The following is an 18,213-nucleotide window of genomic DNA, read 5'->3' on the forward strand; positions in this document are numbered from 1 at the left end:
ATTTTACTCTTTTACCCATTGAACCGAGGCGCCAAGCGCCTGCAAGTGATCGAAATATTGCGGATACGACTTGGCTACATGGTGTGCATCCCGAATACGAAGCGGCTCCTTGGAACGAAGGCCAACCACCGTCAACGCCATGATGACGCGATGATCGAAGTGAGCATTAATCTCAACGCCGCCTTCCACGCCTTCCGGGCGACCGTGAACGATAATCTCGGCCTGACGCTCTTCTACGTTAGCTCCCGCCTTCCGCAGCTCGTTCAAATAATCCGTAATTCGGTCACATTCCTTGTAACGCAGGTTCTCTACATTATAGAACCGTGAGGTGCCTTCCGCAAATACAGCTGCGGCTACCATCGCCAAAACCGCGTCCGTTGCCGCATCTCCGTCAAATTCGATGGCTTTCAACCGACCGTTACCCTGCACATGTACCACATCGTTTTCGTGGGTCAGCGGAACTTCCATCATGCGCAGAACGTCAACAATGGCACGCTCTCCCTGTTTGCTCTGCTCCATCAAACGCAGAATTTTCACATCCGATTGTGTAACAGCTGCTGCAGCCAGTACCGCAGCCGAACCAGGATAGTCTCCCTGAACGGTATACGTTTGCGGTTGATAAGCCTGCCCACCAGGTACGCGGAAAGACATGTAGTCATCGCTCGCATGAATGACGATCCCTGCCTGTTCAAGTACTTCGAGCGTCTGACCAATAACCACTTTGGACTTAAGATCATTCAGCACTTCAATCGTGCTGTCTTCCGCGAGAAGAGGAGTGACAAAAAGCAATGCACTCAGATACTGGGAACTGACCGAACCGGACACACGGATATGTCCGCCCTTGGCATTTCCGCCCTTAATCGTAATTGGCAGGCGCCCTTGCTCATGCTGCACTTCAACACCGAGCTGTCCAAGGGCATCAATCAGGTCGTCATGTGGACGTTTGCCCAAGGAATCCGGATAAGTATTCACAAAGGTAACTTCAGGACAGAGGGCAGTTACTCCCATCAGGAACCGGAGCACTGCACCAGCGTTGCCTACATTCAACTCGCGCACGTCACGCGGATGGCTGCCGAAGCCTTGAATGACGATTTTGCTATCATCTTCTTCGAGCACAGCTCCCAGATCACGGATACATCTACGCATCGCATCACTGTCTTCGCTGTGAGCCGGGAAATGGATGGTGCTTGTACCTTCTGCCAGTGCTGCGGCGAGCAGGTAACGGGTAGTATAGTTTTTGGAAGACAGGGCTCCAAATTCCCCGTTCAGGGTAGGGGTTGGTTTAACGATTACGTCCATGGGTGAAATTCTCCTTCATTGGTCAGATTAAGCTGCTAGGTAAAACGATTAAATACGGCACGGAGCCAATTCACCAAATTGACATTGCCCACACTGCTTGGGTATCATTATAGGCGTTAAGTCCATACAGAAAAGAGGACCTGAATATGACTCAAATTGCAGAAATTGAAACATCCGAGCTTCGCCGCCGTTTACAGGCAGGAGAGAAGCTACAGATGATAGACGTCCGTGAGGATGAAGAGGTCGCGCAAGGCATGATTGAAGGAGCCAAGCATATCCCGCTCGGACAGATTCCGGACAGATTGTCGGAAATCGAGAAGTCCGGTGAGATCATACTGATCTGCCGCAGCGGTTACCGCAGTGAGCGTGCCGCTGAGTATTTGCAGCAGCTCGGTTATGATGGCTGCACCAACATGGTTGGCGGCATGCTGCAATGGCAGCAGGAAGACTAAATCCTTCTGGAGTAGGACCAAAACGCACAGACATCATTGGACTGCAACCAGCAGTTTCAGAAAGGTCTATCTGGACCCCTCTCCTCCACATTCAGTCTCAAACGGGCCATATGGCCCGTTTTGTTATTTCCCTACGTCAAACCCTTCGCTGTTCACTTCACCAAGCTGCTCTCGGCTGATTCCATCCATGATGTTCAAACACCAAAATGCAGTGGATACAAGCTTAGACGCGGTAATGCGCTAAAATTAAACGAGTCACTTCAGCTGCGGATAACTCCGTTGTATCCACTGTGTAATGTGCAAACCGGTATGCGTCCTTCCGTTCTTCCATAATGGTCTGGATCCGTTCCTCCGCATTGCCAGCCAGAAGGGGACGATTATCGCTGCCGCTCACACGCTGTACGATCACTGCGGGATCAGCGGTCAGTGCGACAACCCAGCCGTTCTTGGACATCACGTCACAATTATCAGAGCGAAGCACCACGCCGCCTCCGGTCGCGATGACCTGTGCCTTTTTTTCTAATACGGAACATAACATTCGGCTCTCGGCATCGCGGAAATACGACTCTCCCTTGCCTGTGAACAATTCCGGAATCGTACAGCCTTCCTCTTTCTCCACCGCGGCATCCACATCGATCAGGCGGTAACCCAGCTCGCGTGCAAGCATGTCGGCGACCGTTGATTTGCCGGTTCCCATCATGCCTATGAGAATAATATTGTTAGACTTGCTCAAGGGTGTACACTCCTTTATTTCAAGCATTTCATGAGCACTTTTGTCCTATCATAACACAGCCCTGCTGACGGGGGAAGGCCATAGCCCCTGAGGGAGATAGGGAGCTCCTGCCAAATCTGACCTGAAATGAAAAAATGGCCTGGAGTCATCCGGCATGCCGGAACCCCAGGCCATTCTTCAAGAAAGTACCCCCCGAATCAGCTTCAGGAGCACTCCAACCTAATTAAACTTAGAATGAGTACACTATTCCATCCAGTTGTGGTGGAAGCTGCCTTCTTTGTCCACCCGTTTAAAGGTGTGAGCGCCGAAGTAGTCACGTTGAGCTTGCAGCAGGTTTGCAGGCAAGCGCTCTGTGCGGTAGCTGTCGTAGTAGGACAACGCACTGGAGAAGCCAGGCACCGGAATACCCTGTTGTACTGCAGCTGCTACGACTTCACGCCAAGCATCCTGGTAGGATTCAACGATGTTTTGGAAGTACGGATCGAGAAGCAGGTTTTTGAGTTCTGCATCTTTGTCGTACGCTTCTTTGATGTTTTGCAGGAACTGTGAGCGGATAATGCAACCGCCGCGGAAGATCATGGCGATGTTGCCGTATTTCAGATCCCAGCCATATTCATCGGAAGCTGCACGCATTTGGGCAAAGCCTTGTGCGTAGGATACGATTTTACTTGCGAACAACGCTTTGCGTACGCTCTCGATAAATGCCTTTTTGTCTCCGGAGTAAGCTTCTGCCTTCGGACCATTCAGGATTTTGCTCGCAGCTACACGCTCGTCTTTCATCGCGGACAGGAAACGTGAGAACACGGATTCTGTAATCATGGACAGAGGTACGCCGAGATCCAGCGCGCTTTGGCTTGTCCATTTGCCTGTTCCTTTTTGTCCGGCAGCATCCAGAATAACGTCAACCATTGGTTTGCCGGTTTCCGGATCGTATTTGGAGAAGATATCAGCTGTAATCTCGATCAGATAGCTGTCCAGTTCGCCTTTATTCCACTCCGTGAAGATCTCGTGCAGTTCCTCAACGGACACATTCAGTACGGACTTAAGCAGGTGGTAAGCTTCACCAATCAACTGCATATCTCCGTATTCAATGCCGTTGTGGACCATTTTCACATAGTGTCCGGCACCGTCCGGTCCGATATATGTACAACAAGGATCGTCACCAACTTTGGCAGAGATGGCTGTCAGAATCGGTTCAACCAGCTTATACGCACTTTCCTGTCCGCCTGGCATGATGGAAGGGCCTTTCAGCGCGCCTTCTTCACCGCCGGATACACCTGTACCAATGAAGCGAATGCCTTTGTCTTCCAGCTCTTTGCTGCGGCGTTGGGTATCAGGGAAGTATGCGTTACCTCCGTCAATAATGATGTCACCCTCATCCAAGTGAGGCAGCAATTGCTCAATGGTCGCATCGGTAGCTTTACCGGCTTGTACCATGATCAGGATTTTGCGCGGGGATTCCAGGGATGCCACGAACTCTTCAATGGAGAACGTGCCTGTGAGGTTTTTGCCTTCAGCCTCTTTCAAAAGATCATTGGTTTTCTCCGGGGAACGGTTAAATACCGATACCGTGAAGCCTCTGCTTTCAATGTTAAGGGCCAAATTTTTGCCCATTACTGCAAGTCCAATGACACCGATCTGTTGTTTTGCCATCTGGGTCCTCCATCCTTTGCTCCAATAATTTTATTGAAATTGACTCTCAACAATACCCCCATTTTAACGGTTTTACGCATGGAAGTGAACCCCGTACCCCTGCTGCGCAACGAGAAAACACCCCAAATGTCTGAGGTGTTCATCGTATTTTCATAAATACGGCCTTCGTGCTCAACCTTCGAGCATCAGCATATGTCCGGACAGACGCTTTAATGCTTCCCGGCAGATGTCGGCTTTCTCCACGTTATCCATCTGAATGGCAGCGTGCAGACGCTCCAGTTCATCATCAATTTCCATCCGCAGAAGCATGAGCCGCTCTTCTCCTTCTCGCGATAGAAACATCTCTTCCATCTCCTCCGCCGTCGGCGCGGGTTCCTTTTGAAAAATGACACGCTGTTTGAATCCGGATACTTCCACGAGACGTATAACCTCACCAAACAATATGTTCTCCACCGTCATCTGCTGATCCTTGAAACGTTTGACAACCGCATGCCCACGTGTATCCCCAATCAGCTTCTCCAGCCATTCAGCCAGCTTGGCGTCCTTAATAATGTAATCGCCTGTCATTTTGTAGTTCCCACTGCGTGTCTGTTGAAAACGGAGCTTTACCAGTTTGCGCCCGGTGCGGACAGACAGAATAAAAAAGGATTCATCCTCGCTCCAATATAGTGAATACCCTTCACGAATAAGGTCTTTGATCAAATTTTGGATATGCCGACGGTGGAACCGCAGCTCCAGATTGCAATATTCAACTTCATAACTCTTATTCACGGCACTCCCCTCCATTTGTACCGGATGTGTTCCGGTCCTCTTCTTCCATTGCTTCTTCCGTATCGGCTTACCCTATTTTATACTTCATTTTATGTAAGGGTACTTGGTTATTTGACTATTTTTCATCGAATGAAGCGGGGGAATTGATGTTTCCGCGGATGCACAGGGGCAAGCCCCCGAATTTAATGATATAATGGACGCGAAATGGAGGAATACAGATGACTTTCTGGGGTTTTGACAGCACCGATTTTGATGTATTTCAGGTTCCCGGGTTGGAACCGCGTATGGAAATGCTGATTGAACGGGTCCGGCCCAAGCTGGAAGAGCTCGGTACAGAGCTTACACCTTTTCTTACTGAGTTAAGTGGAGAAGAGATGTTTGTTCATGTGGCCAAACACGCGCGCCGTACTGTCAATCCGCCAAAAGATACGTGGGTAGCCTGGGCAGCTTCCAAACGTGGATACAAAGCACTGCCTCACTTCGAAGTGGGCATGTTCGATACACATGTGTTTGTCATTTTTGCCATCATCTACGAAAGTCCGAACAAGACAACGTTCGCAGAAGGCCTTGAACGCCAGTTGAACGAAGTCCGCAGCAGCCTGCCTGGGACGTATTACTGGTCCATGGATCATATGGCGCCCCACGGTACACTGCAGAAGGACATGCAGGATGAGGATTTTGATAAAATCATTACAAAGCTGAAGACGGTAAAAAAAGCCGAGGTGATGTGCGGTCTGCGCATTGATCGCGATGATCCGCTTGTTGCTGACGGGGACAAGTTTGTGGAAACGGTGCGCTCGACGTTTACGACGTTACTCCCGCTGTACAAGATGTCTTTTGCTTAATTGGACAAAAATTCTGACCATCAACAACATTTCAGTTAGAAATGACTCTCGAAATGTTGCAGCGTTTATAACAAAAGGAGTTCCAATACCGGTTAAACCGGTACAGGAACTCCTTTTATTTCATTTGGCCGGTGCTGTGCGATACGGTCTTCTTGATAACACAAAATGCACAATGGCAAGCCCTGCCATAACAACGGCACTTCCGATAAATGGCGCGGGGTGGCTGATATGATCCCACAGCAATCCTGAAACGATTGGCCCTACGACCATGCCGGATCCCTGGAGGGTGAGGAAAAATCCCCAGATGGCTCCGCGTTCTCCCTTCGGGATGAGAGTAGCCACGAAGGTGTTCCATGCCGGCAAAATCATCGCATAACTCACCCCTACCAGCATGACAATACCAAAAACAACCGGTATGGATGTTATTAACGCAAATGCGAACAGACTTGCAGAGGCCAGCAAAAAGCCCATATGCAGAAATAGGGATGTCCCGAACCGATCCACCAATTTACCCACGGGCAGCAATGCAATGACCGTTATCCCGCCACCTGCGATAAGCAGCAAGCTATAGAGGTTGGGGGAAATATGCAGATCTGTTCGGGTGTACAACGTAATGACCGGACTGAGAAGGCCAATCACAAAAGATTGCATGAACAGGGCCGGATATACGAGTGGGTTCACATTAAGCGTGCTGCGTACCCGCTGTAGCGTGCCCTGAACGCTCTCTTTGAGCCTGATCAATGGTGTAAGCAGGGTCGGCTTCGGCGGAACCTTAGCCGCTGTTCCCTTCGATTCTGCTGCGGTCTGCTGACCTTCCACCACGACGCGGCCCGGAAGAATCATGGCGACCAAAATAACGAGAACTGCACAGCCAAGAAGCACCAGAAATACGGTACGGTAATCGTGATCCGTACGCTCAAGGAGCCAGTTCATGCCCACTGGTCCAAGTCCCGTTCCACCCAGAGCGGCCATTTCCAGCGCCCCCATGGCTGTTCCGTTTTTGTTCTGAGGTCCTGATAGCGCAGTCACCCCGGTCATGGCACAAGGCCAGAGCGGTGAAGTCCCCACACCAAGAATCAAACAGGCCATGGCAAGTCCAAATGCACTTTTGAAAAATATAATCATGATTACAGCGATCAATGTGCAGATCAGGGCCGTTACCATCGTTGCACGAAACCCGATTCGTTCGGCTGCCCAGCCCGATGGAGCCCGGAACAGATTATCACCCAGGTATTGCAGGGCAAAGGCCACACCAATTACTCCTGCAGACAATCCCAAAATATTATCCATATACACTGGCAGAATGGCGACCAGCAGGGCTCCTTTAATCACTTCAACCAAAAAAAGTGTCAGCCACATTGCGATAAAAAACGGTGATCGCAAAATTTTGGCTGGTTTTGTATCTGTTTGCATTCTTTTTCCCCTTTCGGTGTTCACTGGCCCATTTCCTATCCATATTGTAACCGTCAGGAATACGCCCAAATCTTAGCAATTTGAAAATTTGTCAAGCCGACCGCTTGCATTCGGTTCCTAATTTGCTATACTCATCTTTGTTTGACATTTTATCAGGAAAGGTTGTGACAGCACTGATGGATCACCGCCGTACGCCGCTGTTTACCGCTTTAAAAAACCACGCGGCACTCAATCCGGTGCAATTTCATATCCCGGGACATAAAAAAGGGTTGGGAACGGATACCGAATTTCGTGAATTTATCGGCGATAATGCCCTCTCCATAGATTTGATCAACATCGCTCCGCTGGATGACCTTCATCAGCCTACCGGTGTCATTGAGGAAGCGCAGATTCTGGCAGCCGATGCTTTCGGAGCCGATTATACCTATTTTAGTGTGCAAGGCACAAGCAGTGCGATCATGACCATGATTTTGTCGGTATGTGAACCGGGTGACAAGATTATTGTGCCCCGTAACGTGCATAAATCGGTCATGTCTGCCATTATTTTCTCAGGTGCGAAGCCTGTATTTGTCTCTCCTGCACAGGATGCCAATCTCGGTATCGATCATGGCGTGACTACAGGTGCTGTACGACGTGCGCTTGAGCGCCATCCTGACGCCAAGGCATTGCTGGTCATTAATCCAACGTACTTCGGTGTATGTACAGACCTGAAAGAGATTGTCGAACTGGCACACAGCTACCAGGTCCCTGTACTGGTGGATGAAGCACATGGCGTGCTCATTCATTTCCATGAGGATCTGCCGCTGTCTGCAATGGCTGCCGGAGCAGACATGGCTGCAACCAGTGTGCACAAGCTGGGCGGTTCCATGACACAGAGTTCCGTGCTGAACCTGAACACCAAAAATGGATTCGTGAATCCGCAGCGTGTACAGACTATTCTCAGTATGCTGACTTCAACGTCCACTTCGTATATCTTGCTTGCTTCACTTGATACGTCAAGACGCAATCTGGCACTGCACGGTCACGAAATGGCCCAAAAGGCAATTGATCTGGCCCAGTTTGCCAGACGCACCATTAATGATATTGACGGGCTATACTGCTTCGGCAAAGAGCTGCTCGGTACTGAGGCAACCTTCAATTATGATCCAACCAAAGTAACCATTCATGTTCGCCACCTGGGTATCACAGGTTATGAAACGGAGAACTGGTTGCGGGAACATTACAACATCGAGGTTGAGCTTAGTGATATGTACAATATTCTGTGCCTGATCACTCCTGGCGATACGGATGAATCTGTGGATATCCTGCTGAACGCACTACAGGATTTGTCCCGTACGTATTATCAGGTGAACCCTGCACATGAATTGGTGGTTAAGGTTCCAGACGTGCCACAATTGATGCTCACACCACGTGATGCGTTCTATGGGGATACGGAAGTCATTCCCTTCAAGGAATCGGCAGGACGCATTATCTCTGAATTTATTTACGTGTATCCGCCGGGAATTCCGATCCTGCTGCCGGGTGAGGTTATTACTCAAGAGAACATCGACTACATCATCGATCATGTCGAGGTTGGATTGCCGGTTAAAGGTCCTGAAGACCGCAGCGTGACCAATGTCAAAGTCATTGTGGAAGCAGATGCGATTTTCTAACGATCCTTCCTGAGGTTCGACTCGAGCGAGAAGTAACGATATTGAAGGACCAAGCTCCGGCTTGGTCCTTTTGTTGTTGGAGCGCATGCAAAATGCACTGGAATACGTACAAATACACGTAAGAAAACAAACAAAAGGCCCCCTGAAATCAAGGAGCCTCGTTGTTCTATTCCATAAATTAAATTACTCTTGTCCTGCAACGAGTTCGTTGTATGCCGCTTCAACACGGTTCCACTCGGCTTCGTCTTCAATATTGTAGAGCACCATTTCCTCGTCTTCTTCTTCCATACGCAGGATGATGCCGTCAGCTTCAGGATTGTTACGTTCCAGTAGGAGCGCATAAACATGGTTTTCCACGTCAAACGTCTCCACCAAAACCATCTCCACGTCATTTCCGTTCTCGTCTGTCAGAGTCAGAAGAACTTCTTCATGCTCGTGGTCGTGGTCATGGTCGTGACCGCAGCCGCAGGCATCGCCGTGTTCATGTGTGTGATCGCTCATTGATATACCTCGCTTTGTAAATAGAAATTGTGTAACCTTGCATATCGTAACATGTTCGCAGAGCTAGGTCAATTTACTCAGCAACGTTATTTTTCGCTTCAATCGTTTAGCGCGGTAATGATTTTCTCAGCCACCAGCACGTAATTGCTGTTTGCATTTTCTTTAATATAAAAGCCGACCTGGTATTTGCCCGCACGGCTGAAATCATACGTAAAATCGTACGTTCGGAACCAGAAATTATCCTTCTGGGTTTTGAGCTCCTGAGATTGGATATCCTTCACCTGTCCACTCGGATTGGTGATGGTTACCTTCACTGCAGCTACATCCGTTGTTAAGCTGTCCACTTGAGAAAACACATTGAATTTCAATTTGCCAACGTTCACATTGCCAAATACCGTGTCTCCCTTAAACAGAAAAATATGTACATTCGGCTTAATCACCGTTACTCGCTTGTTGCTGTTATCCCATTTGGCGATCCCTCCTGCTTCTCTCACAGGTACGTAGGTCGTTCCATCAATGAGATAACCTCCATCAGCTGCTTCCTTGCCGTTAATGAGAACCCGAATCTTCTCGTTTACGGAATCCGCAAACAATAAAGACCCGCCGAGCAAGGAGAATACCGTGACACACAGCAATATTCTTTTCCATTTCATTCCGTCAATATTCCCTCCCCTGCTGCAAGCTGTTGTACATTTATACTGCAGGTTTCACTACAAAGTTGCGCTGTTTTTCATCATTTTTCATTTTTTATCCAGAAAATTTTCCACCCCTTGGAATGATCAAAAAAGAGGCATTTCTCATTCGAGATCGCCTCTATTACTAGGTTATTGTAAATCCGTGCTTACACGAACTTATTCTGGGAAACTTCAGCGTTACATGGTTAGGATGTGGTGTGTCGAGTCAGGATGCAAGGGACTCCTTTACCTACTGCCCCTGGCGTCCGCATGCGTGCAGCATAATCCATGCCTCTTACACAGGGTGTCTTACATCGCTCACATACATCTGAAGTAACCAATTTCATGGATACTCGGATTTTGTCACTTTTTAACGCTGGTGCTTTTTTGCCTTTTGCCTTTGCCATCCCGGATTCCCCATTTCCGCAAGTGCTTACTGATGTAGTGCATCATATGGGGATTCGCCCGGTTTGGTGTCAAAGCCGTGAACTGTTCCGATGTAAAAGTTAGATAAAACCGCCGTTTACACGCAGTGTCTGTCCAGTGACCCATTGGGATTCAGGGCTGACGAGGAAAGAAATGACGCTTGCGATATCCTCCGGCTCGCCTAAGCGACCAAATGCATTCATTTTACGCAACCCTTCAAGCTGCTGTTCGGTCTTGCCGACGGTAAACAGTTCCGTATTCACAGGACCCGGTGCTACGGCATTAATCGTAATTTGTTTAGACCCAAACTCTTTTGCAAGCTGACGGGTAATTTGCTCCACTGCCCCCTTGGTTCCTGCGTACACACTATATCCAGGGAACATCTGTCCATTCACGGAAGTCGAGAAGTTCACAATGCGCCCTTTGTCCTCCATATAATTCAGCGCCTGCTGACAGGCAAAAAACGTGCCCTTCACATTAATCGCAAACTGCTCGTCAAACTCTTCCTCGGTCACTTCCGCCAGAAGGGTCGTTTTCATAATCCCCGCATTGTTGATCAGAATATCCACTTTGCCCAGCTGGTTAATCGTTTCGGAAAATAAACGCTCCACCTCATTTTTTCGTGCCAGATCAGCCTGAATGGTAATGGCACGAACGCCCTTTTGCCGTGCAATTTCTGCCACTTGCTCAGCCTTGTCTGGGCTGTTCGCATAGTTGATGACGACATCTGCTCCAAGCTCCGCGAGCTGTTCCGCAATGCTCCGTCCAATTCCCCGCGACGAACCTGTTACGATGGCGACTTTACCTGATAATTTTTTCATAAAATTAATCCCTCCCTATGTTTAGATGAAGCATTCCTAGCACCACCAGCAACCAGACCTGCTCGAATTCCTCATCAATCGTCTGACTATGCCATTCATAAGCATGTGACGGGTGATGAAAGCGAGCCGTTGCATGTAAAATTGCTGCCGCTACTTTTCCAGGGCTCTTTATATTAAGATGGTCATCCTGCTGTATAATCTCAGTCAAATGCTGTGTTAACTGCTCCACATGTCTGTAAATAATATCTGCTGATTCCTGTGTGACCCTGGCATACATTTCAAATAACTCTGTGTCCGAACTCGCATAATGACGCTTAAGTTGAATCAAAGTCTCGATGTATAATTTTAGATGTTGTATTCCTTCTTCCGGGTTACTCCTCTCCCGTACGACTTTCCCGAGTGGAGCAATAATCTCATCTTCCAGCCACTGCGCAGTTACGCCTTCGAGCAATTCCTTCTTGCTGGCATAATGTCTGTAAATGGTTCCATGACTCACCCCAAGTAATTTGGCCACATCTGTAACGGAAGTTTTGGAAACGCCATAACGCCTGATCGTTTCCTGCGCAGCTGTAATGATTTGCTCTTTAGTTAGAAATTCAGAAGCTTTGTCTTTTGCCATATCAACGAGATGATTTACGTTTAACCATCTACTTGTCACCTCCACCCTGAGGTTAGATTATCACAGATTTTAACAAATGACAAATAATGATTTTTGTCATTTGTTATCGATTGAGTGTGTTTGGATTGTTCAAAACAAAAAAAGAGCCCATCACTGAGCTCTCTACCTATCTTTCACTTATGAATTGAACTTAGAAAACGTACTTAAACAATAAAAATAGAACCACCAGGATTCCGGCAAGAATCAGCCAGTTGCTGATTTCCCACCAAATGCCCTTGCCTCCACCCGACACAAGCTGTTGTTCACGCTCATGATGACGCTGACTGTGTGTTTCGGTCTCCGAGGCATGGGGTGGCTTGCTAAAATCCATCATATGCATCCCCCTCTCCCACTTTTTTTTCACCATCCAATTCCATTATAACCCATAAATGAGTACAGAATTAATTATTAGGATATTCTTGGTGATTCAATATTCTATTCGGCAGACAATTCACTCTCTGTAACCCATTTATGATTTTTCACCAAATTCCCGCCGCTGGATGGCGTGTAATCCACCATATAAACTGTTGTTTGTTCGGCAGAATCAATGGTGGCCTTAGCCCCTTTCATACCAGACATATGATCAGCATTCAGTACAACTTCCGTTCCGGCTGCATAAGGTTGATCTGTATGATCCTGGATTTCCTCCTGGATCACCCATTTGTGATTCTTCACCGGGTCTCCCCCCGTTGTCGGTGTATACGTAACAGCATAAGCGGTCGTTTCATACGCTCCAACGATTGTCGCTTTGGCCCCTTTCATTCCGGACATATGGTCGGCACTCATTATCACCTGGCTGCCGGCAGGATATGTAGGATCGGTCTTTTCCTTAATCCCTTCTGGCAGCTCTCCCGAGTCGGCATGGTGCATTTCTCCCGCAGTGGCTGCATGATCGTTACTGCTGTTGTTCTGATCTGCGCTTTCTTTTTTGCCACATCCACTTACCATTAGACTTCCAGTGATCAACAGCGTCATCATCATCATTGCGTACTTTTTCATAGTAGCACTCCTTTGGGTTATGAATCTCAATGTTAATAATATACCCCATATGGGTATATTTCAATCATCATTCTTCCCCATTACTGGTTTAAAAAATAAAAAAACACCTTCAACTTCGGTATCCCTTTTTGTGCCAAAGGACAGCCGTTTGAAGGTGCTTGAGATTTCTGAGCGAGTATATGACTCCGTAATTACGCCATTCCTACAGTTACATTCACATTACCTTTGATGCCTTTGGAGTATGGGCAATAGTCATGGGCTAGTTTGACAAACTTATTTGCTGTCTCCTCGTCCAAGCCTTCGATTTTAACTTCCAGCTCAACTTCCAACTTCACTCCGTTGTCTGAAGGATCCGTAACAAGCATGACGGTTGCAGCTACGGTGCTTCTCTCAATTTCCACCTTATGTTTCTTCAATTGAAACTCCAAGGCCGAGTTAAAGCAAGCACTGTATCCGGCTGCAAACAGCTGCTCCGGATTCGTAGCCGTGGTCACTTGGCCCCCAAGCTCTGGAGGTGCAGCAACATCCAGCATAAACACGTTATCCGGCGATTGCACAATCCCTTGACGTCCACCTGTATTAATTACTGTTGTTTCATATAATGTTTTCATTTGGTTTTTCTCCTCTACATGATTAATTTATTTTTTTGTTAAGTGATTATTATTTTGTTTCGTTTACAATTTGATTTTACACAATTTAATTGTGGTTGTAAATAATTATTTGTAATAAAAAAGAAGCCGCTCATCTGGCGACTTCTAGTTTTCGTATTTTATTTTAATACTTCTTCCGTTCTCATTGAAATTTGACGTATGACCAAGGATACGAACGCTTCGGATTAATTTAGCACTTTAAGACTCAATAAGTTCTTTTGCCCTCAAAGGTTAGTTAAAAAGTATTAAATGATAAATCAATCCGTTAAAATTTCAGCTGGTGCACGTGTTGCTCTTGGTAATGTTGCAACAAATCTCTTACCCATGACAATAAATGGCTTTTCGACATATAGATATAGGATATATGACAAAGTAATTGTTATAGCCAACAACGACACAAAAGACAGCCCTGCTGTAAGAAGCTTAGAATAGTTTAAATTGATGAAGAATTTGATTATAAATGGCATTATTATCATGTGCATCAAGTAAAGTGAATATGAAATGTCAGCACCGAATTTAGACAATTTGTTCGACAAGAGTCCAGCAAAAAATGAAATGACAGAATAAATACTTCGTGGCAAAACAGGCTTTAAGTTCTCGTAGAACATTAAGAAAATAAGCCCTAAAGCAAGGATAATTGTTAACTTATCCTCCATTGCAAGAATAATCAACCCGTTAAGCGCGACAAATCTCCATTTAAGTTTTTTCAAGGCAGCAGCCGCAACCATCATACCCAAGATAAACACTGGCATTCTAAAGATAAGGGCAGCCGGCATATCAAAATATGATTTTAAATAGTTAAGCGATAAAACCGATATTGCAACAGAAACGACTGTTATTACGCTAAATCTTAGGCTCGTTTGTTTCCTAAAAAGGATAGCAAAGATTATCGGGAATATAATGTAGAATTGCATTTCTAGTGATAAACTCCATGCTACTGATAATATTGTACTATCCTGGTGAGGTATGAGCCCATGAATGAAGAATAAGTGAGAGAACATCCCAATCAATGTTGGCGTTTCTAATTTGCTCTCAGCACCAAAAACAGTGAGTGAGCTCCCCGTGAAAAATTCCAATATTTCTTTCCTTAATAAATACATGTTTTCAACAAGGAAAAAGGCTGCAACTATGGCAATGAAGTAGACGGGATATAGTCTGAACAGTCTGCGTAATATAAATTTTGTGCCTGTGGGCTTTTCGAGGAATGGTTCTTTTTTTTCTCTCAGTATGTAGTGATACGTCATCAAGAAACCAGTTATGATCATGAAGCCATTTACAGCTATTACGGGCTGGAGTAGTAGACTTGAAACAAAAGGAATTTCGATGTAATTTGTGCCCCCAATCACAATGTAAAAGTGCCCACAAACTACCCATAAGGCTAATAATAATCGCAAACCGTTTAGTACACTCGTATTCAGTTTCACTGCCCAACACCTCTCCATCCACTTATCTTTTGATACATAATGTATCATTTGTTATTCGATTAGATCAAGCAGAAAAGAGATTAAGTTGTATTAATTCCAGTCTAATTTTAAAATTATCCATCCCGACAAGACACACTAGTGAACGTGATACTACTGAGCACTACAAAGTTGCTTTGAAATAGAGTCTGCAGCGGTCGCCGAACTTACCAAAAAAAAAAAACGAAAGCAGCGGTGAGTAACCGCTGCTTTTCATATCTGGAGAGTGTTTGTATCAAGGGGTAATTTCACGATAAAATCAAAAGTAGAAAAAGAAAAAAGCCCTTGCTACGCAAGGACTTTTCGTTATGATCTGTAGTGGGCTCGAACCACTGACCCCTACCCTGTCAAGATAGTGCTCTCCCAGCTGAGCTAACAGATCATGATATCATATGGTTTTTCAATGAAGTAACAGTATCATACCAAGTAAACGCGTACAATGTCAATAGTTTTGTTGGTTATAATCATTGATATTAGAGCAAACTAAGGAATGATTACCATTTCAACAAGAGGTGAACTTTGTGCAAAACGTAAAAGATCGTAAGCCGCAGTTACATAACAAAAGATTTGGCTTTACACTGACCCTTATCATACTCGTCGTTCTCACGATTTCCGGCTGCGGTCTGGAGCGAGATGAACATACAGTACAATTCCAACAATTACAGCATCCCAATGAAACAGACGATCTGCCGGTATGGCTTGACGTCTATTCCAAATCCGTCAATCAGGATGTTTACTCACCCCAGGGAAACAGTGAATTTTTGCCCTGACCTGCTGCAACTCCTCACTCATCTTCATCCCATTTTCTGGAGTAGGCTTTTTTGGTTACGTAATACAATAAAGCAATCATTCCCGCGGACATCAAGAGTGTAATGGTCATAATTCCTGCCATGCCCATTACCACACCTCCTCTCCCATTATGTTCCAGACTCAACTATACAGGAAAAGCAATTTTTTGTATAATGCAGTCTGATATGTCTCGCATGAGCAGAAAGAAGGAATGGAATTGGCAGCCGAAATTAGTTATGTAACGACAGAAGAACAACTCCAGCAAGCATTGGGCATTCGCCATCACGTTTTTGTATTGGAGCAGCAGGTGCCTGCAGAAATTGAAATTGATCAATATGACGTCATCAGCCCTGACGTACACCATGTGTTATTAAGTACAGACGGAAAGGCTGTAGCCACAGGACGCCTTATCTACTACAGCAAGGACACCGCCAAAATGCAGCGAATCGCTGTGCTCGAGTCTCATCGTTCATTCGGTTATGGACGTGTTCTCCTACTGGCCATGGAAGAGCGGGCACGCGAGCTTGGCCTGGCCTACTCTGTACTGGATGCTCAATGCCAGGCACAGAAATTCTATGAGAAACTCGGTTATGAAGTGATTTCGGAAGAGCCTTTTTATGACGCAGACATTCTCCATGTCCGCATGAGAAAGAGTTTGTAAAACCTTATTCCGGTGTAAATCTACGATGTGATGCATACTTATCTTTGATTCGGACAGGCTAAAGAGGAACTCAAATTCCCATTTAGTCAGACAAGGAGAGTGTGACATTATGGATCAAACGACACGCGAAAGCTTCACAGCAGTACAAAAAAATGGTGACGGCGATCTGACTGGCTTTCAAACTTCATCCGGACGCATACTGGATTACCAACAAGCCCTGACCGAAGTGCAGGCAGGAGCCATTGCTGGTGTGAATGTCTTCAAAGGTAAGGATGGGGAAATGTACATTCGTGGTGACGCGGACGGCGATCCATCCAACAATCTCGACCAACTCCCTACTTTTTAAATCAGTATTTTGCATCATTCGATTCCACTCGCTCCGGGGTACAATATATAGACGAATAGGACCATTTCGATCTCTATATTGAAGATTGGAAGTCGCTTATTGGATTTATGCAAAATGCTCAAATAAATGAACGCCAGCAAGCGCCAATCCGGCATACCGGGTTGGCGTTTTTAATTCTATATGATGTCTTTCCTAGTACTCCAAAAAGTATTTTACAGCATCGCCAGCAGGCTGGCTTTTGCGGATCGGCTGCGTCTCCTGTTCCCATGCCTGCACGATTTGTATCCCTTCCAGAGTGGACTTGTTCTCCCATACAATATACTGCCTCCGTTCAAGTTCCAGCAATGATTCATGAATGAGAACCCGACTGCGTCCCGTCTTATTCTCCAGCTCATCCATTCGGGGTACACGTCGCCGCTGTCCAGCATAATTGACGATAATTCGTAAAATTTTACGTTCAAAATCGTTTAACATATCCCTGCCTCCCCATCCTTATGAAGTACCGGACGCCATGCCAGAACGCCTTGCTCCAGAAATGTTCGGGGTGACCCGTCTGCGCCTGCGGATGCTCTGATCCTCCCCCCATGCACACTGTTAATTCGAATTTGCCGCTGCGTGATATGCCCTGCACGATCCATGTACACGAGTTCCACCATCTGACCAATATACTTTCCCAGCATAATCATCCCTCCAATAAGAACGTTTGTTTGTATATCTTATTATATACGAACATAAGTTCTTTATTCAATAACTAAAAAAGGATTTTATACTGGGCATTTTGCATAAATCCAGTGAGCGATTTCCAATATTCAATATATAGATCAAGGTGGTTCTTTTCGTCTATATAGTGCACCTGTGAGCCAGAAGAATGGAATAATGCAACATAACGACAGTAAAAAACCAGACTTCACCTCTGTATCAGGGAAGCCTGGTTTTTATGTCTTCAATGTCGATCCGATTCACTAAATTGGACTTTTTTTAACTGCTGCGTATTCGGATTAAAATCAACATTGACATACACCGCAAATTGTTTTCCGTCTTTGCCCCGCACCCACAACTTGAACTGTTCTCGGGATTGATTGGCCGTCAGTGAGGTGCGTCCAATGTGTTTGTAGTCCAAGATGTCCACATTATACTTGGTCTGGGTTTCTTTTACCGCGATGATTCCCCATTTCGCATAATCGGGAACGGGTGCCGCTGAACTGGTGGTTAGTCCCGTCAAACTCAGCATAACCGTCATCAGCGTAACAATGAATATTCTCATATCAATCACTCCTTGGGGCTTGTTTTCGTTAGCCTGCCCTGCGGGAGTTCGTTTTACACCATCAGATAGTTGATTAAGTATCCATAGCAAAAAATATATAGTTGTTCTGATTGTACTTGTGTTGCATCTGATTGGAAACCAGAAGT

Annotated in this window: 23 protein-coding genes and 1 tRNA gene; 6 read left to right on the top strand and 18 right to left on the bottom strand. The window is 46.1% G+C overall.

What is annotated here, in order from left to right; all coding sequences use genetic code 11:
- Positions 1-3: 3 nt before the first annotated feature.
- Complete coding sequence (gene aroA / locus HP552_RS12135) at positions 4-1,299, bottom strand: 3-phosphoshikimate 1-carboxyvinyltransferase (RefSeq protein ID WP_175395718.1); 1,296 nt, start codon at positions 1,297-1,299, stop codon at positions 4-6.
- A gap of 146 nt (positions 1,300-1,445) precedes the next feature.
- Here aroA and HP552_RS12140 point away from each other — a divergent pair, with 146 nt between their 5' ends.
- On the top strand, positions 1,446-1,751 hold the full coding sequence (locus tag HP552_RS12140) for a rhodanese-like domain-containing protein (RefSeq protein WP_175395719.1): 306 nt from the start codon (positions 1,446-1,448) through the stop codon (positions 1,749-1,751).
- Between the two features lie 223 nt (positions 1,752-1,974).
- Here HP552_RS12140 and HP552_RS12145 read toward each other — a convergent pair whose 3' ends face one another.
- The 3 genes from HP552_RS12145 to HP552_RS12155 all read right to left on the bottom strand — a co-directional run bounded on the left by HP552_RS12145 (position 1,975) and on the right by HP552_RS12155 (position 4,908).
- Positions 1,975-2,484, bottom strand: coding sequence for a shikimate kinase (locus HP552_RS12145; RefSeq protein ID WP_246310846.1), 510 nt, complete (start codon positions 2,482-2,484; stop codon positions 1,975-1,977).
- 243 nt (positions 2,485-2,727) lie between these two features.
- Positions 2,728-4,137, bottom strand: a complete 1,410-nt coding sequence (gnd, locus tag HP552_RS12150; protein WP_175395721.1) for an NADP-dependent phosphogluconate dehydrogenase — start codon at positions 4,135-4,137, stop codon at positions 2,728-2,730.
- A 171-nt stretch (positions 4,138-4,308) separates the two neighbouring features.
- Positions 4,309-4,908: a YkzI domain-containing protein gene (locus HP552_RS12155; protein WP_175395722.1), complete on the bottom strand. Its 600-nt coding sequence runs from the start codon at positions 4,906-4,908 to the stop codon at positions 4,309-4,311.
- Between the two features lie 218 nt (positions 4,909-5,126).
- Between HP552_RS12155 and HP552_RS12160 the strand changes: the two genes are divergently transcribed.
- Positions 5,127-5,753, top strand: a complete 627-nt coding sequence (locus HP552_RS12160; RefSeq protein ID WP_175395723.1) for a YktB family protein — start codon at positions 5,127-5,129, stop codon at positions 5,751-5,753.
- Between the two features lie 120 nt (positions 5,754-5,873).
- Here HP552_RS12160 and HP552_RS12165 read toward each other — a convergent pair whose 3' ends face one another.
- Complete coding sequence (locus HP552_RS12165) at positions 5,874-7,166, bottom strand: MFS transporter (RefSeq protein ID WP_175395724.1); 1,293 nt, start codon at positions 7,164-7,166, stop codon at positions 5,874-5,876.
- Positions 7,167-7,342: 176 nt separating this feature from the next.
- On the opposite strand from HP552_RS12165, the gene HP552_RS12170 reads away from it, so the two are divergent.
- Positions 7,343-8,818, top strand: a complete 1,476-nt coding sequence (locus tag HP552_RS12170) for an aminotransferase class I/II-fold pyridoxal phosphate-dependent enzyme (RefSeq protein WP_175395757.1) — start codon at positions 7,343-7,345, stop codon at positions 8,816-8,818.
- Positions 8,819-9,001: 183 nt separating this feature from the next.
- Here the strand turns inward: HP552_RS12170 and HP552_RS12175 are convergent, their stop codons facing one another.
- From HP552_RS12175 to HP552_RS12220, 10 genes are all read right to left on the bottom strand, one after another.
- Positions 9,002-9,319, bottom strand: a complete 318-nt coding sequence (locus tag HP552_RS12175) for a DUF1292 domain-containing protein (RefSeq protein WP_095290091.1) — start codon at positions 9,317-9,319, stop codon at positions 9,002-9,004.
- Between the two features lie 98 nt (positions 9,320-9,417).
- Positions 9,418-9,972, bottom strand: coding sequence for a stalk domain-containing protein (locus tag HP552_RS12180; protein ID WP_175395725.1), 555 nt, complete (start codon positions 9,970-9,972; stop codon positions 9,418-9,420).
- 227 nt (positions 9,973-10,199) lie between these two features.
- Complete coding sequence (locus HP552_RS12185) at positions 10,200-10,400, bottom strand: hypothetical protein (protein ID WP_175395726.1); 201 nt, start codon at positions 10,398-10,400, stop codon at positions 10,200-10,202.
- Between the two features lie 99 nt (positions 10,401-10,499).
- Positions 10,500-11,240, bottom strand: coding sequence for an SDR family oxidoreductase (locus HP552_RS12190; protein ID WP_175395727.1), 741 nt, complete (start codon positions 11,238-11,240; stop codon positions 10,500-10,502).
- Between the two features lie 4 nt (positions 11,241-11,244).
- Positions 11,245-11,898 (bottom strand): TetR/AcrR family transcriptional regulator, encoded by a 654-nt coding sequence (locus HP552_RS12195; protein ID WP_312884285.1) that lies wholly within the window; start codon positions 11,896-11,898, stop codon positions 11,245-11,247.
- A 151-nt stretch (positions 11,899-12,049) separates the two neighbouring features.
- Entirely contained in the window at positions 12,050-12,232 is a 183-nt protein-coding gene (locus HP552_RS12200; RefSeq protein ID WP_175395728.1) for a hypothetical protein, read from the bottom strand.
- A 101-nt stretch (positions 12,233-12,333) separates the two neighbouring features.
- Positions 12,334-12,897 carry a YdhK family protein gene (locus tag HP552_RS12205; protein ID WP_175395729.1) on the bottom strand — a complete coding sequence of 188 codons (564 nt, stop codon included), beginning with the start codon at positions 12,895-12,897 and terminating at the stop codon, positions 12,334-12,336.
- A 191-nt stretch (positions 12,898-13,088) separates the two neighbouring features.
- On the bottom strand, positions 13,089-13,508 hold the full coding sequence (locus tag HP552_RS12210) for an organic hydroperoxide resistance protein (RefSeq protein ID WP_175395730.1): 420 nt from the start codon (positions 13,506-13,508) through the stop codon (positions 13,089-13,091).
- A 296-nt stretch (positions 13,509-13,804) separates the two neighbouring features.
- The gene (locus tag HP552_RS12215) at positions 13,805-14,971 is read right to left on the bottom strand and encodes an acyltransferase family protein (protein ID WP_175395731.1); all 1,167 of its coding nucleotides are present in this window, start codon (positions 14,969-14,971) and stop codon (positions 13,805-13,807) included.
- 345 nt (positions 14,972-15,316) lie between these two features.
- Positions 15,317-15,389: transfer RNA gene (locus HP552_RS12220), tRNA-Val, on the bottom strand.
- A 139-nt stretch (positions 15,390-15,528) separates the two neighbouring features.
- On the opposite strand from HP552_RS12220, the gene HP552_RS12225 reads away from it, so the two are divergent.
- From HP552_RS12225 to HP552_RS12235, 3 genes are all read left to right on the top strand, one after another.
- Positions 15,529-15,777 (top strand): hypothetical protein, encoded by a 249-nt coding sequence (locus HP552_RS12225; RefSeq protein ID WP_175395732.1) that lies wholly within the window; start codon positions 15,529-15,531, stop codon positions 15,775-15,777.
- 236 nt (positions 15,778-16,013) lie between these two features.
- Complete coding sequence (locus HP552_RS12230) at positions 16,014-16,457, top strand: GNAT family N-acetyltransferase (RefSeq protein ID WP_175395759.1); 444 nt, start codon at positions 16,014-16,016, stop codon at positions 16,455-16,457.
- A 109-nt stretch (positions 16,458-16,566) separates the two neighbouring features.
- The gene (locus tag HP552_RS12235) at positions 16,567-16,803 is read left to right on the top strand and encodes a DUF3892 domain-containing protein (RefSeq protein WP_175395733.1); all 237 of its coding nucleotides are present in this window, start codon (positions 16,567-16,569) and stop codon (positions 16,801-16,803) included.
- 192 nt (positions 16,804-16,995) lie between these two features.
- On the opposite strand, the gene HP552_RS12240 is transcribed toward HP552_RS12235, so the two are convergent.
- From HP552_RS12240 to HP552_RS12250, 3 genes are all read right to left on the bottom strand, one after another.
- Complete coding sequence (locus tag HP552_RS12240) at positions 16,996-17,277, bottom strand: hypothetical protein (RefSeq protein WP_175395734.1); 282 nt, start codon at positions 17,275-17,277, stop codon at positions 16,996-16,998.
- The gene (locus tag HP552_RS12245; RefSeq protein ID WP_175395735.1) at positions 17,271-17,483 is read right to left on the bottom strand and encodes a hypothetical protein; all 213 of its coding nucleotides are present in this window, start codon (positions 17,481-17,483) and stop codon (positions 17,271-17,273) included. Before HP552_RS12245 ends, HP552_RS12240 begins: the two co-directional genes overlap by 7 nt.
- 263 nt (positions 17,484-17,746) lie before the next feature.
- Positions 17,747-18,067, bottom strand: a complete 321-nt coding sequence (locus HP552_RS12250) for a DUF3889 domain-containing protein (protein WP_175395736.1) — start codon at positions 18,065-18,067, stop codon at positions 17,747-17,749.
- Positions 18,068-18,213 lie beyond the last annotated feature (146 nt).

This window comes from Paenibacillus xylanilyticus, assembly GCF_013359935.1.
GTDB classification, from domain to species: Bacteria; Bacillota; Bacilli; order Paenibacillales; family Paenibacillaceae; genus Paenibacillus; species Paenibacillus xylanilyticus.